Genomic DNA, 13169 nt, shown 5'->3' with positions numbered 1-13169 from the left:
GTCATCGGGCCGCGTCGGGACCACCGAGGGTGGCTGAGATCGCCACGGCACGCTACGATTGCGCCGATGACGACTTACTCCGATCCAAGATTGGGGGCCCAGTTCGCAAACGGTGAGTGCTGATGCACCCTCCGACCGCGAACGGGACCGATCCCCGACTCTCCTACTGGCTGCGCGTGCGCGAGTTCGCCGTGCCGCCCTCCATGATCGAGACCGCAACCGAACGACGCCTTGCAGGCGACTGGTCCGGGGCTTGTGCCGCAGCGGGTTTCGATGCCGACATCGATCTACGGGCACTGATCCGCAGGCACGGCGACGACGTCGCGACACAGGTCCTGGCCGACCTGCGACACCTGGCACCCGACCTGCTGCGCTGGCACCTGCCGCGGGTAGCGCCCGACGGACTGCTGCGTCCCGGACTGACCGTCGCGCTGGCCCGATACGGACCCGCGATGCACCGAAAACGGTGCGGCGGAGCCGGTTCGGTACACTTGGTGGCCCGCACAGCTCCCGCCTGGGCGGATGCCGGACAGCGGATCGTGCTGACGCTGTGGGACGGCACGGATTCCACCCGCCATCCCCATCCCCACCCCAACCGGCGCTACCGACTCGACCTCCATCGGCACCTGTGGGACGCGCGCAGGGCGAGTGATCTGCGAATGCGCTGCGGGACAGGACGATTGTCGAATGGACACGTCCTCGCTCGAGCGGTCCCGGAGGGCTGCGCCGTCGACCGCTGGGCGGCCGAAGCGGGCATCGTGCTCCGTGCGGACGGGCAGGACGACGGCCCCGTGCGAGTGCGGTGCGGTAGACAGTACGACCTGGTGGTGGAGCCTGTCGCCTCCGGCGCCGATCCTGCCGCGGTGCGGCTCGTGGACGACTACCCGCGCGGACGGCTCGCCGCGCTCCCGGTGTTGCCCGATGCCGCGACCTGGGTGCTGCCCGACCTGGAGCTGATCCGGTCGGGAGCGATCACCGCCGACCGGTTGCACCCGCTCGTCGCCGTCGCTCTGGAGCCGGGCTGGTCGCCGCCGGCTCCGTCCCGGACACCGAACCGGGAGAACCGGATTCACCTGGTGGACTGCCGCGGTGAACCGCACCGGATCGGACTGGCCGACGGTGCACTGACCGCGCTCGATCACGACCCCGCCGAGATCCGGCGCGAGGAACTTCTCGCCGCACTGGGCGGCACCCCGCTACCGTGCCTGCAGGCCATCGACCGGGCCCATCGCCGTCCGGACTGCCTGCCCGGCGTTCGTGAACGTCTGGACCACGGAGATGCCGCCGGGGCGCTGTCCGTCGTCGAAGGACTGCTCGGCCCCGACGCGGTTCTCCGTGACGGCCCCTTGCTGGACGAACTCCGGGCGTCCGCGGACCGCCGCAGCACATACGACCGGTTTCGCGCCGAACCGGTGGAAACACCGCCAGTATCGCGACCTCGGCGCTCCAAGCGGTCGCGTCGCGCCCGCTCGCACTGAGCCCTCCCTCAGATCCTCGAAACCCACTGTCCTGCAGTGCGGCCGGATGGCCGCATCCTGCGACTCCCCTCGACACCACAGGTGATGCACATGACTTCCACACTCCTCCCGAACCCACCCCTGACTGGCGAACTCGACAGTGCCGCAGCACTGTCGGCAATGCTCGGCGCCGTCACCACCGAACCTCGACCCGACGACCAACTCGAGGCCCTCACCCTGGCGGTGGCCGCGGACCTACCGGTGCTGCTGTGGGGCGAACCGGGAATCGGCAAGACCGCCGCCCTGACCCAGCTCGCCGAGGCCGTGGACCTGCCGTTGACCACGGTCATCGCCAGCGTGCACGAGCCGTCGGACTTCTCCGGTCTGCCCGTCCTCGGGGACGACCCCGCAACGCACGGTGTCCCGATGGCCCCGCCCGACTGGGCCGTCCGGCTCGTGCGAGCCGGGCGGGGACTGCTGTTCCTGGACGAACTGTCGACGGCACCGCCCGCCGTGCAGGCGGCCCTGCTCCGTCTCGTCCTGGAAAGACGAATCGGGACACTGCAACTCCCGCCCGGTGTCCGCATCGTTGCCGCCGCCAACCCACCGTCCTCGGCAGCGGACGGCTGGGAGCTGAGCCCACCGTTGGCCAACCGTTTCGTGCACCTGCACTGGACCCACGACCACGAGGTGGTCGTCCGAGGTCTCGGCGGGACCTGGCCCCGCGCGACGCTGCCCCACCTCGACCCGGAGAAGTTCTCCGACGCAGTGACCTTCGCCCGCCGCGCGGTCTGTGAGCTCCTCACCGCGCGTCCCGCTCTCGTACATCAACTCCCCGGCAGTCAGACCCGCCGCGGCGGCGCCTGGCCGTCGCCGCGGAGCTGGGACATGGCCGTGCGGCTCATCGCTTTCGCCAACGCCGCCTCGTCGTCGACGGACGTGCTGTCCCTGCTGGTCCGGGGCAGCGTCGGCGACGGGCCCGGTTTCGAGCTGCTGGCCGCCATCGACCACATGGACCTCCCGGACCCCGAGACGCTGCTCGCCGATCCGCCGGCCGCCGGCCTGCCCGATCGTGGCGATCTGCGTCAGGCCGTGCTCGACGCGGTTGTCGCCGCCGTCCGCCGACAGCCGGAGAAGTCCCGCTGGGACGCGGCGTGGACGCTCCTGGTGACCGCGGTGCAGACCGGGCCACCGGACCTGGTGGTCGTGCCGGCGACCACACTGGCCACCCTGCGCCGGGACGACTGGGAGGTGCCTGCGGAGATCGACCAGCTCGCCGGGGTCGTGTCGGTGTCCGTGGCGGCGGACCGGTCCGCCGACCGCGCTGCCGCGCAGGCCGGTCGATGACGGTGTCGTCGGAGCTCGACTCCGAGAAGATCTACGCCGCCCGGCTGCACGCCGCCCGCGCGCGGCCCTACTTGGCGACCGCCCTGTATGCGCTGCACATCGTCGCGTCGCCCCGCGTGCCGACCATGGGTGTGGACCGGCACTGGCGCTGCTACGTCTCGCCCGCTTTCGTCGCCCAGCGGCCGGTGGATGAGCTGGCTTCGATGTTGGTCCACGAGGTGTCGCATCTGCTGCGCGATCACCACGGCCGCAGCGACCGCTACGCCCGCGCACATGACCTGACCGGCCGCGCCGATCGGCTGCGGATGAATATCGCCGCCGATGCGGAGATCAACGACGACACGTTCGGAGACGGATTGCCGACACCCGACGATGCCGTTCTGCCGTCGACCCTGGGACTGCCGGGCGGCCAGCTCATGGAGGACTATCTGAGCCAGTTCCGCCTCGGTCCCTGTACCGACGGGCTGACGTGGCTCGATTGTGGCAGCGGCGCCGACGGGCTGTGCCGGGAGTGGGAGCTGGGTCCCGACGGGGCGAACGGGCTCAGTGCCCAGCAACGCGACGCGGTCCGGTTCCGGGTGGCGCACGGCATCGTCGGTCGGCCCGGCCAGGCACCCCGCGGATGGCAGCGGTGGGCGGAGGAAGCCCTGCACCCGACACAGCCGTGGCGAGCCCTGCTGGGCGCGGCGATCCGCACGGCCACATCCTCTTCCGGCACCGGCGAGAACTACACCTACCGTCGCCCGGCGCGGCGCTCCGCCGCCGTGCCCGGCGCGGTTCTGCCGAGCCTGCGGCGCACCCCACCCCGGGTCAGCGTCGTCGTCGACACGTCGGCGTCGGTCAGCGACGCGGAACTGGGCAGCGCGCTGCTCGAGGTGGCCGCCATCACGCGGGCCGTGGGCGGGCGCCGCGACCTGGTCACGGTGGTGTCGTGCGACGCGGCGGCCCGGGTCGTGCACCCGTTGTGCCACGCCGAGGAGATTCCGCTGTTCGGGGGCGGTGGTACCGATCTGCGCACCGGATTCGCCAGGGTGCTGCACGGTCGGCCCCGCCCGGACGTGATCGTCGTCCTCACCGACGGGGAGACGCCCTGGCCCAGCAGCCGGCCCGGGTGCCGGACGGTCGTCGGTCTGTTTCCTCGGATTCGCCCGAGGGGTTGGCAGGACGACGACTACGTTCCCGACCTGCCACCGGAATGGGCGCAAGTGGTGGAGATCGGCACACCTCGGGCCTGAGCGGCCGAGGCGGTCAGAGGGGTTCAGGCCGTGCCGAACGGGTTGTCGATGATGTAGCGCCACTTGCCGTCGCCACCCCCGGCGCGCGACACCGGTTGCGGTACCGGAGATGTCGACCGGGGTGCCGTCCGGGCCGTCGCCGCGAATCGACCAATCCACGATGAGCAGGGCGACGTCGTCCTCCACGTAGACATGACGGGGACGGACGTCGATCGGCAGCCCGAGCCCCTGGAAGCGTGCGTTCGCGGCCGCCCGGTCGGCACCGGCCACCGGCACGCCGGGCTCGGGGACCAGGACTCCGTGCTCCTCGTAGAAGGCCTCCACCGCGGCAGGTTCACCGCTGTTGAACGCGGCCGCGAACACGGCCGGGGGCTGGTCCAGCGTCGGCTACTCGTCGGGTTCCCGTCACGCGCCGAGTACTCGTTGACCGAGGCCGGCTCTGCGGCCGCTGCTGATCGAGCTGTACCGCAAGGGCGAGCGACTGCAGGAGCTGCTCGGGCCCGAGTGCTAGTTTGTGCAACGCCTCGGCCACCGTCGTAGGCGACGGCGGCCGAGGCGTTGTCCACGGCCATTGCCCGATCAGATTGCGAGACGCGCCCGACCGGCGACCTACCAGTCTGCTTCGGTGTAGCGGATGACGCCGCGGATGTTCTTGCCGTCGAGCATGTCCCGGTAGCCCTCGTTGAGCTGCTCGAGCGAGTAGGTGTTGGTGACCATGTCCTCGAGGTTGAGCAGACCCGCCCGGTACAGGTTCAGCAGGTTCGGGATGTCGACGCGGGTGTTGCAGCCACCGTAGATGTTGCCCCGCAGGCTCTTCTGCAGCATCGCGAAGGTGAAGGAGTTGAGCTTGACGTCCATGTCGGCCATGTGGCCCATGGCGGTGACGACGCAGCGGCCGTTCTTGGCCGTGAGGGTGAGGGCCGGGTCGATGTACTCACCCTTCATCTCACCGACCGTGATGATGGTCTTCTGGCACATGCGGCCCCACGTGATCTCCATGATCGGCGCGATCGCCTCTTCCATCGACGGGAAGGCGTGCGTGGCACCGAACGCGAGGGCCTGCTCGCGCTTGAACGGAACCGGGTCGATCGCGAACACGTGGCGGGCGCCCGACGCGACGGCGCCCTGCAGTGCGCTCATGCCGACACCGCCGACGCCGATGATCGCGACCGAGTCACCCGGCTCGACCTCGGCGATGTGTGTCGCCGAACCCCAACCGGTCGGGACACCGCAGCCGACGAGGGCCGCGAGCTCGAACGGGATGTCCTTCTCGATCTTCACGGCCTGGGACTCGTGGACGGTCATGTACGGCGAGAAGGTGCCGAGCAGGCTCATCGGGATGACGTTCTCCCCGCGTGCCTGGATGCGGTAGCTGCCGTCGGCAATGGCCTGACCGCTGAGCAGCCCCATACCGAGATCGCAGACGTTCGAATGTCCCGACGAACACGACGGGCAGCGCCCGCACGCCGGGATGAACGAGAGCACGACGTGGTCGCCCACCTCGAGATCCTTGACCCCATCGCCGACCTTGATGACCACACCCGCGCCCTCGTGGCCACCCATCGCAGGGTAGGACGCCATCGGCGTCGCACCGGTGACGATGTGGTGGTCGGAGTGGCACATGCCGGCGGCTTCCATCCGGATCTGCACCTCGCCGGCGACCGGATCACCGAGTTCGATCTCTTCGACCGACCACTTGTCGTTGATACCCCACAGCAACGCACCCTTGGTCTTCATTGCAACACCCTCCCCTTATGTGACTAGCGGTAGCTGTGACGATAGCCACAGATCCTCCAAATTGGAACACGTTCTAGGTTGTTCTCGCAAAAATTCGTAATAGCTGTGCAGGTAACCGAATTGGGGGACGTTACATGTGTGGAATCGCAGGCTGGGTGTCGTTCGACTCCGACCTGACCCGACAGCAGAGTGTCATCGACGCGATGACCGACACGATGGCTTTGCGCGGGCCGGACGGCAGCGGCACTTTCGTACGCACTCACGCGGGGCTCGGGCATCGGCGGCTGGCCATTATCGATCTGCCCGGTGGGGTGCAGCCGATGAGCGTGAGCACCCCCGCTGGGGACGTCGGAATGGTGTACACGGGGGAGACGTACAACTACCGGGAACTGCGTGATCAGCTTCGGGCTCTGGGTCATTCGTTCCGCACCGACAGTGATGCCGAGGTGGTTCTCCACGCATACCTGCAGTGGGGCGAGAGCGTCGTCGATCGCCTCAACGGCATGTACGCCTTAGCGATCTGGGACCAGCGCGAGGAGAAGCTGGTGATGATCCGAGACCGCATGGGCATCAAGCCGCTCTACTACTACCCGACACCGGACGGTGTCCTCTTCGGGTCGGAGCCCAAGGCAATTCTGGCGAACCCGTTGGCGCGCAAAGCCGTCGATCTGGACGGGGTTCGTGAGCTGTTCGCCATGACCAAGGAGCCGCGCAGGTCGTTATGGAAGGGCATGTACGAGTTGCGGCCCGGCACGCTGATCCGGGTTGATCGCAATGGAATTCACGAGCGCACCTACTGGCGCCTGGAGGCGGTCGAGCACACCGACAGCAGGGTGGAGTCCGTCGAGCGGGTGCGGGATCTGCTCACCGACATCGTCGACCGGCAGCTGATCTCCGATGTGCCTCGTTGCGTATTGCTCTCGGGTGGGCTGGATTCCAGCGCCATCACCGGTCTGGCCGCGGCGAGTCTCGCGCGCCACGGCGAGCAACTGCGCACCTTCTCGGTGGACTTTCTCCATCAAGAGCAGAACTTCGTCCCCGACGAGGTACGCGACACCCCCGACTCGCCGTACGCGCGCGAGGTCGCGGCGTTGGTGGGGTCCGCACATAACGACGTGATGCTGAATTCGGCCGATCTGCTCGATCTTTCAGTGCGGCGTGCGGTGATCAGCGCGCGCGACATGCCCGGACTCGGCGATATGGATCTATCGCTTTACCTGCTGTTCAAGGCGATTCGCGAGCAGTCGACAGTGGCGTTGTCGGGTGAATCGGCCGACGAGGTGTTCGGCGGCTACCCGTGGTTCCACGACGAGAGGGCGGTCAATGCAGACGCCTTCCCGTGGATGGCCTTCACCGGCGCGCACACCGACGACGCCCACTGGGACGTCCTGAATCCGGAGCTGCGCGAAAGGTTGGATATCGACAGCTACATTGCCGACCAATACACCGCGGCGTGCGCGGAGGTGGAACACCTGCCCGGCGAATCCGAGGTCGAATACCGCATGCGCGAGGCGTGCTACCTCCATCTGACCCGGTTCGTGCGGATCCTGCTGGACCGCAAGGATCGCGTATCGATGGCGGCCGGCCTGGAGGTTCGGGTGCCGTTCTGCGATCATCGCCTCGTCGAATACGTCTACAACACTCCGTGGCCGCTGAAGACCTTCGACGGCCGCGAAAAGAGCCTGCTGCGCCACGCCGCGAAACATGTGCTCCCGCAATCGGTCGTCGACCGTGTGAAGAGCGGGTACCCCTTGACACAGGATCCCGCTTACGCGACGAACCTGCAGCAGCTCGCGAAGGAGATCCTGGCTGAGGCCAATTCGCCGCTGTTCGACCTGATCGACCGGACCTGGATGCAACAGCTGGTGGCACAAGATCCGATGCGGATGGATCCCGCCACCCGGGCGAGCCTGGATCGCGCGGTCGACATCTACACCTGGTTGGACCTGTATAAGCCGGAGCTGCAACTGGATTGAGTATGGCTACCGTGCGCCCATTCTCGAGATGAGGACTTCGCGATGCCCTCCGTGGGGCCCCGCGCTTGGCGGGTTACCGGACGTCAGGCGGGATGGAAACAATCACGCTGCGCTCTCGACATATGAGACCATCAGGTATGAATATGCAGTTTTGGGAGGTAACGGCGCTCTTCCGGCATCTGCGGAACTATCTCGTGAATGCCCGCCGCTTTTTCACAGGCTGGAGTGTCACCGAGATTCCTCGCACGGACCGCCCTCATTCCGAAGACCGCTGAGCCGACGACGGGCCGACACGATCGATGCGATGACCCGCGAGCGTGGTGGCGTGGTCGTCGAGTACCTCCCGTCGCGGCGGATGTCGGCGATGGAGTCTTCGACGTGCTGGGCGCGGGCCCGGTCGGCCGGTGGTAGGTGTGACGGCGTCCAGGACGCTTTCGGCGGCGGCGGCCGCAGCATCGATGTCTGTCACGGGTGCGCCGGCGGCATCTGGTCGACCATCTCGGCAAAGGCGTTGACCTGGCCGCCAAAGAGTTTTCCATCACGGTCCACCGTCTCGACACTGATCAGTGCTCCGGTCCCACTGTCGATCACCATCCGGTCGACGTAGCCCTCCTCGAAGGTGAACTCGACGACATAGCCGGGCCGCCCGGTCCGATCTGTGCCGATGCCGAGGTCACGTGCCCGGATCGCGTCGAGGTCGAGCCCGGCGAGGACTCGATAGATGCCGGCCTTGACCTCGGGCGTGACTGCGGGGTCCGGAAGCAACTTGGTCGCCAACCGATAAAGTGCCCGGTCAGGGGCTTCGTCGGTGTACCCGAGTCCGAGCTGGCGCGACAGGCTCAGCATTTGTGTCCGCAATTGGTAGGGGTCGGCAGGAAGGCCGGCCAGTTGAGCGCTCGTCAGGTATCCGGAGGTTTCGTGGAGGTCCCCGCCGATCTTGCCGACGAGTGCAGTTCCGTCCGGGCGCACGAAGGTGTCGTACGTCGGGTGATCCGCATCGGTCAGATTGGTGAATTGCAGGTGCCGGACCGGTCCGGCCTCGATCGGCTCGGTCGTCGCCGCGACCAAGGCCGCCGATTGCTCCAGAGTGCGCGCCGCGCCCACGATAACGACCTGGCTCTGATCGGGTACACCCATGTGGTCGTATCCGGCGGCGAAGACGAGCACCGAGACGGCGACACAGGCGGCACTGACCGCCGCCGTCACCCGCCCCGGCCGGCGACGGAGCCAACCGGGCTTGGCGACCGTAGTCGGTGACCCAGTGGCCTCGAAGGCAGATGACTGCGTGGACTCGTCGATTTCTATGGTGCGCATCAGGTTTTGTCTCGCTTGGAGGATGACCTCGTCGCGGGGAGGTTGCGGCTCGGGTCGCCGACTACGGATCTCCGTGAAGTCACCCATGTCCATCTCCCTGCCCCGGTTCGGTCTGCTGTCGCCCTGTTCTTGTGAGTTCGTCGGGTTCCGGTTCACGCAGCTTGCGGCGGAGCCGGTTCAAGCGCGAACGCACGGTTCCGACAGGGATCTGCAACGCCTCGGCGATCTCGGGATAGCTGAGGTCTTCCCACGCGTAGAGCAGCAGCGTGTCGAGATCCGCCTGCGAGAGTCGCCGCAGCCGGCGCTCGAGCGCGCGGACCTCGCGGCGGGCGTCGATCGAGGCGTCGACCCGGTCCTCGAACGGCAACGGGCCATCGGGCCTCGGGTGACGGGCGAGCAAGGCGATGTCCCGGCCCAGGCGGCGACGGTTCGAGTTCAGAAGGTTGCCGGCAATTCCGTACAGCCAGGGCAGCGCGTGCTCGTAGGCCAGGTCGAAACCGGCCCGCCGACCGAACGCCACCACAAACACATCCGAGGCGAGATCATCCGCCGCATCGTTCCCCGCTCGACGAGCGAGATAGCGATGAATCGTGCCGAAGTGGCGATCGAAGATCCCCGCGAAGGCGTCCGGATCCGTCAGCGACCGGGCAATCAGCTCATTGTCTCGCGGGCCAGGGACCTCACGGAGTACATCAGTGTCCACGTTCCCATTTGTCACAGACACCACTCCCGGTTCACGGTCGGGTGCGGGATCGCATTGACCTGGCGGCATGTGAGAGTTGACGGTGCGGCTGCCGTTGCAGAACCGTCCTCCGCAAGCGACACCGGCGCGGCCACGGCCACCCTCACATCGACAGTGCTGCGACGACCGCGTGAACCCAAGGAATCCGCGCCTTGGGGCGGGTCTTCGCGCACGATCAGCAGCTCCTCAACAGGGGGGGTGACGGCCCCGGGGGATCCCGAATCGCACCACAGCCGCCATGATCGCAGGACCGGCGCCGTTGTTGTTCGCAGGCCTCGTGGTCACCACCGACCGGACCACCAGCACCGGGCACGTCGATGGCCGCGAAGTGCTCTCGATCCGGAAACCCGGATGGTCCTGAGGCAAGGAATCGGCTGCTGACGTCGTCGAAGGTCAAATCGGTGCTCCTGGCTGTGAAGACCGGTGTGGTCCGGAGTGTCGGTGAGGGCGACTTCGTGCCGGAAGACGCGGCAGTCGCCGTTGAGCCGACTGCCTAGAGCGACGGGTAGCGCTGTGTGGCAGTGCTTCTCGCAGGAGATGAGCCGGATGCGCCGGGAACGTTGCGGATGCAGGCGGGGAGCGACCTCCTCGTTCCGTGCCCGAGCCTCATGGGGGCGACGCGGCACGTGCGGTCGCGTCGGAGTTCATGGCGACGGGAGATCGTCCGCAGAGCGCGAACTGGGTCGAGCTCCAGTTGCTGCTGGCAGAAGGTTGTCGATGTCCCGAGAGGCTGGTGGGAGCCACGTTGAGCGTGGCGACGCAACCGGGGGCGGGGTTGTCAGTTGCTGGTGGTGGCGCGGCCGATCAGCTGTCCGAAGATGATCGTCTGCATGCGGCGCGGGGTGGCGTACTTGCCGATGAAGTCGCTGATCTTGTTCATGCGGCCGGGGATGACCAGCGGTTTGCGTCCGAGGTTGCGCAGGGCTTTGCCGACGACTGCGCCCGCGGGAGCCATCGGCAGCGGCATCTGGGTGAAGTCGATGCCTTCGGCGGTGTCCACGCCCTCGGTGCGGGTGGGGCCGGGGGCGAGGGTGAGCACGTCGACGCCGTTGTGGCGCAGTTCGTAGTTCAGCGCCTGGCCGAAAGAGGCGATGTAGGCCTTGGCCGCGGCGTAGTTGGCCAGGCCGGGCGCCGGTGCGAACGCGACGGTGGACGCGATCAGGATCACCGCGCCGCGGCCTTGTGCACTGAACCGGCGGCCGTAGGCGTGGGCGAGTTGCAGGGGGACGACGAGGTTGAGCTCGACCAGCGCGGTCTCGGCGTCGAGTGGGTTGTCCAGGAACCGGCCCGCAGTGAGCACACCGGCAGCGGCGACCACCAGTCCGATGTCGAGGGCCTGGGTGCGCCGGCTCAGTTCGCCGACAGCTCCGGGGCTGCCAAGGTCCAGCTCGATGATCTTGCAGACGGTGCCGTGCTCGGCGAGCAGGCGGTCGGCCAGCGCGGATAAACGCTCTTTACGGCGGGCTACCAGCACGAGGTCGAATCCGGCGGCAGCGAGCTGAGCGGCGAACTCGGCACCGATTCCCGCCGACGCTCCGGTCACCAGCGCATAGGGGCCGTACCGCGCCCGAAGATTCTTCATGGCGATCTCCCTCGAGGGAGGAGTTCGGCTTGACGGAGCCAATGGTGTTCCAGAAAAAATGGAATGTCAATTCCAGAAAATGCTAGACTGCAGATGTCATGAGCAGCACAAAGCCGCGGCGCCTGACGCCGAAGGGTGAACAGACACGGCAACGGATCGTTGTCGCGGCAGCGCAGTTGATGTTCGACCGCGGTGTCGCCGCGACAACCGTCGAGGACGTGCGCGACGCCGCCCGGGTGAGCAACTCGCAGGTCTACCACTACTTCACCGACAAGAACGCGCTGATCCGGGCGGTGATCGCGTATCAGAGCGACACCATCGTCGGCGCGCAGGAGCCCATGTTCGCCCGGCTGGACACCGTCGACGGTTTCCGGGCCTGGCGCGACTTCCTCGTCGCGCACCAGCGGCAGATGCACTGCCGGGGCGGCTGCCCGCTGGGCTCATTGGGCAGCGAACTGGCCGAGGTCAACCCGATTGCCCGCGCCGATGTCGCCACGGCGTTCCGTCGCTGGGAGTCCGGGGTGCGCTCCGGGCTGCGATCGATGGCCGAGGCCGGTCGCCTCGACCCCGCCGTCGACCCGGACAAACTCGCCACCGCGACGCTGGCCGCCCTGCAAGGGGCGCTGCTGCTGACCCAGCTGCAACGCGACACCGCGCCGCTGGAAGCCACCCTGGACACGATGATCGACCACATCGCATCCCGTACCCGGCCCGCCCCGGACGGCGCCCCCGTCTCCTGACCGCACCTCCGTGTGCCCGCTGCCTCGTGCATCGGATCGGTCGCCGGACGGCAGGCCGAAAAATGGACTTGATATTCCATTTTTGTCTCGGTAGGACTGGAGGAGCGAATCCATTTTCGCCAGGCACCGGACCAGTACGGCCGGGTGCTTGTCTCCTCGCTTCCAATGCCTGGAAGGAGACCGATGTGACCAGCACGAACCCCACCATCGCCGAGCGCGTCGAACTCATGCACCAGTCCATGGCCGGCCAGATCCCCGAGCGCGCCCTGTCCGCATTCGCCGCCGAGCAGATTGGACTCGACAGGGACGGAATCCCCGAGGGTGTCGCGACGCCCGGTACTGCGATGCCGGACGCCGACCTGCTCGACGTGCACGGCAACCCCACCAGCCTGTACGCGGCCCTGGCCGGGAGGCGCGCGGTCCTCGTTACCTACCGGGGAGCCTGGTGCCCCTACTGCAACCTGGCTCTACGGACCTATCAGGAGCAGCTGGTGCCGGCACTGTCCGACCGCGGAGTCGGGCTGATCGCGTTGAGCCCGCAGAAGCCCGACGGTTCGTTGACCATGGCCGAGAAGAACGATCTGACCTTCACCGTGTTGTCCGATCCCGGAAACCAGATCGCCCGAGCACTGGGCGTCCTCACCGCACCCACCGACCAGGTCCGCGAAGGCCAGCGAAGCCTGGGCCTGGACCTGGCAACAATCAACGCCGACAACGGATATGGCGTGCCGATGCCGACCGTGCTGGTCATCGACACCGACAGAACGATCCGCTGGATCGACGTCCATCCCAACTACGCCACCCGCACCGAAACCGCCGACATCCTCACCGCGCTCCACCTGATGGATTGACCGCCACCAGGAAGCATCCGCACTTCGGGGCTGTGCCTCGTGGTACGGCCTCGGAGCGTGATGTCGGATCCCGCAGAGTTCGAGCGTCCCTGAGCGTGGTGGTGACTGATGTGCCCTTCGTCCGGGCATCGCAGGCCCGTCCCGACCGTCCGAACCGGTTCGCGCCGGTGCGGATGGGGCCGTAGTCC

Annotated in this window: 10 protein-coding genes; 6 read left to right on the top strand and 4 right to left on the bottom strand. The window is 67.5% G+C overall.

Features of this window, described 5'->3' with window-relative positions:
• Nucleotides 1–116 precede the first annotated feature (116 nt).
• The 3 genes from ABI214_RS08205 (at nucleotide 117) to ABI214_RS08195 (ending at nucleotide 4039) form a co-directional block, all read left to right on the top strand.
• Nucleotides 117–1478, top strand: coding sequence for a hypothetical protein (locus ABI214_RS08205; RefSeq protein WP_431357157.1), 1362 nt, complete (start codon nucleotides 117–119; stop codon nucleotides 1476–1478).
• An 84-nt stretch (nucleotides 1479–1562) separates the two neighbouring features.
• Nucleotides 1563–2804 carry an AAA family ATPase gene (locus tag ABI214_RS08200; RefSeq protein ID WP_348608492.1) on the top strand — a complete coding sequence of 414 codons (1242 nt, stop codon included), beginning with the start codon at nucleotides 1563–1565 and terminating at the stop codon, nucleotides 2802–2804.
• Nucleotides 2801–4039, top strand: a complete 1239-nt coding sequence (locus ABI214_RS08195; protein ID WP_348608490.1) for a vWA domain-containing protein — start codon at nucleotides 2801–2803, stop codon at nucleotides 4037–4039. Before ABI214_RS08200 ends, ABI214_RS08195 begins: the two co-directional genes overlap by 4 nt.
• 609 nt (nucleotides 4040–4648) lie before the next feature.
• On the opposite strand, the gene ABI214_RS08190 is transcribed toward ABI214_RS08195, so the two are convergent.
• Nucleotides 4649–5776, bottom strand: coding sequence for an NDMA-dependent alcohol dehydrogenase (locus tag ABI214_RS08190; RefSeq protein ID WP_348608488.1), 1128 nt, complete (start codon nucleotides 5774–5776; stop codon nucleotides 4649–4651).
• A 134-nt stretch (nucleotides 5777–5910) separates the two neighbouring features.
• Between ABI214_RS08190 and asnB the strand changes: the two genes are divergently transcribed.
• Complete coding sequence (gene asnB / locus ABI214_RS08185; RefSeq protein WP_348608486.1) at nucleotides 5911–7752, top strand: asparagine synthase (glutamine-hydrolyzing); 1842 nt, start codon at nucleotides 5911–5913, stop codon at nucleotides 7750–7752.
• A 465-nt stretch (nucleotides 7753–8217) separates the two neighbouring features.
• On the opposite strand, the gene ABI214_RS08180 is transcribed toward asnB, so the two are convergent.
• The 3 genes from ABI214_RS08180 to ABI214_RS08170 all read right to left on the bottom strand — a co-directional run bounded on the left by ABI214_RS08180 (nucleotide 8218) and on the right by ABI214_RS08170 (nucleotide 11390).
• On the bottom strand, nucleotides 8218–9153 hold the full coding sequence (locus tag ABI214_RS08180) for a hypothetical protein (protein ID WP_348608483.1): 936 nt from the start codon (nucleotides 9151–9153) through the stop codon (nucleotides 8218–8220).
• On the bottom strand, nucleotides 9146–9769 hold the full coding sequence (locus ABI214_RS08175) for an RNA polymerase sigma factor (protein ID WP_348608480.1): 624 nt from the start codon (nucleotides 9767–9769) through the stop codon (nucleotides 9146–9148). Before ABI214_RS08175 ends, ABI214_RS08180 begins: the two co-directional genes overlap by 8 nt.
• 817 nt (nucleotides 9770–10586) lie before the next feature.
• On the bottom strand, nucleotides 10587–11390 hold the full coding sequence (locus ABI214_RS08170; RefSeq protein WP_348608477.1) for an SDR family NAD(P)-dependent oxidoreductase: 804 nt from the start codon (nucleotides 11388–11390) through the stop codon (nucleotides 10587–10589).
• A 98-nt stretch (nucleotides 11391–11488) separates the two neighbouring features.
• On the opposite strand from ABI214_RS08170, the gene ABI214_RS08165 reads away from it, so the two are divergent.
• Entirely contained in the window at nucleotides 11489–12130 is a 642-nt protein-coding gene (locus ABI214_RS08165; protein ID WP_348608474.1) for a TetR/AcrR family transcriptional regulator, read from the top strand.
• A 185-nt stretch (nucleotides 12131–12315) separates the two neighbouring features.
• Nucleotides 12316–12981 (top strand): peroxiredoxin-like family protein, encoded by a 666-nt coding sequence (locus ABI214_RS08160; protein WP_348608472.1) that lies wholly within the window; start codon nucleotides 12316–12318, stop codon nucleotides 12979–12981.
• The last annotated feature ends 188 nt before the right edge of the window (nucleotides 12982–13169 follow it).

Source organism: Prescottella soli, from assembly GCF_040024445.1.
Taxonomy (GTDB): Bacteria; Actinomycetota; Actinomycetes; order Mycobacteriales; family Mycobacteriaceae; genus Prescottella; species Prescottella soli.
The sequence above is the reverse complement of the archived record's forward strand: the minus strand, read 5'-3'. Positions and strand labels throughout refer to the sequence as shown.

Bases quoted from the DNA above. Each gene is read 5' to 3' on its own strand.
- ABI214_RS08200 (WP_348608492.1), top strand. From the start codon at position 1,563: ATGCACATGACTTCCACACTCCTCCCGAACCCACCCCTGACTGGCGAA.
- ABI214_RS08195 (WP_348608490.1), top strand. From the start codon at position 2,801: ATGACGGTGTCGTCGGAGCTCGACTCCGAGAAGATCTACGCCGCCCGG.
- ABI214_RS08190 (WP_348608488.1), bottom strand. From the start codon at position 5,776: ATGAAGACCAAGGGTGCGTTGCTGTGGGGTATCAACGACAAGTGGTCG.
- asnB (WP_348608486.1), top strand. From the start codon at position 5,911: ATGTGTGGAATCGCAGGCTGGGTGTCGTTCGACTCCGACCTGACCCGA.
- ABI214_RS08180 (WP_348608483.1), bottom strand. From the start codon at position 9,153: ATGGGTGACTTCACGGAGATCCGTAGTCGGCGACCCGAGCCGCAACCT.
- ABI214_RS08170 (WP_348608477.1), bottom strand. From the start codon at position 11,390: ATGAAGAATCTTCGGGCGCGGTACGGCCCCTATGCGCTGGTGACCGGA.
- ABI214_RS08165 (WP_348608474.1), top strand. From the start codon at position 11,489: ATGAGCAGCACAAAGCCGCGGCGCCTGACGCCGAAGGGTGAACAGACA.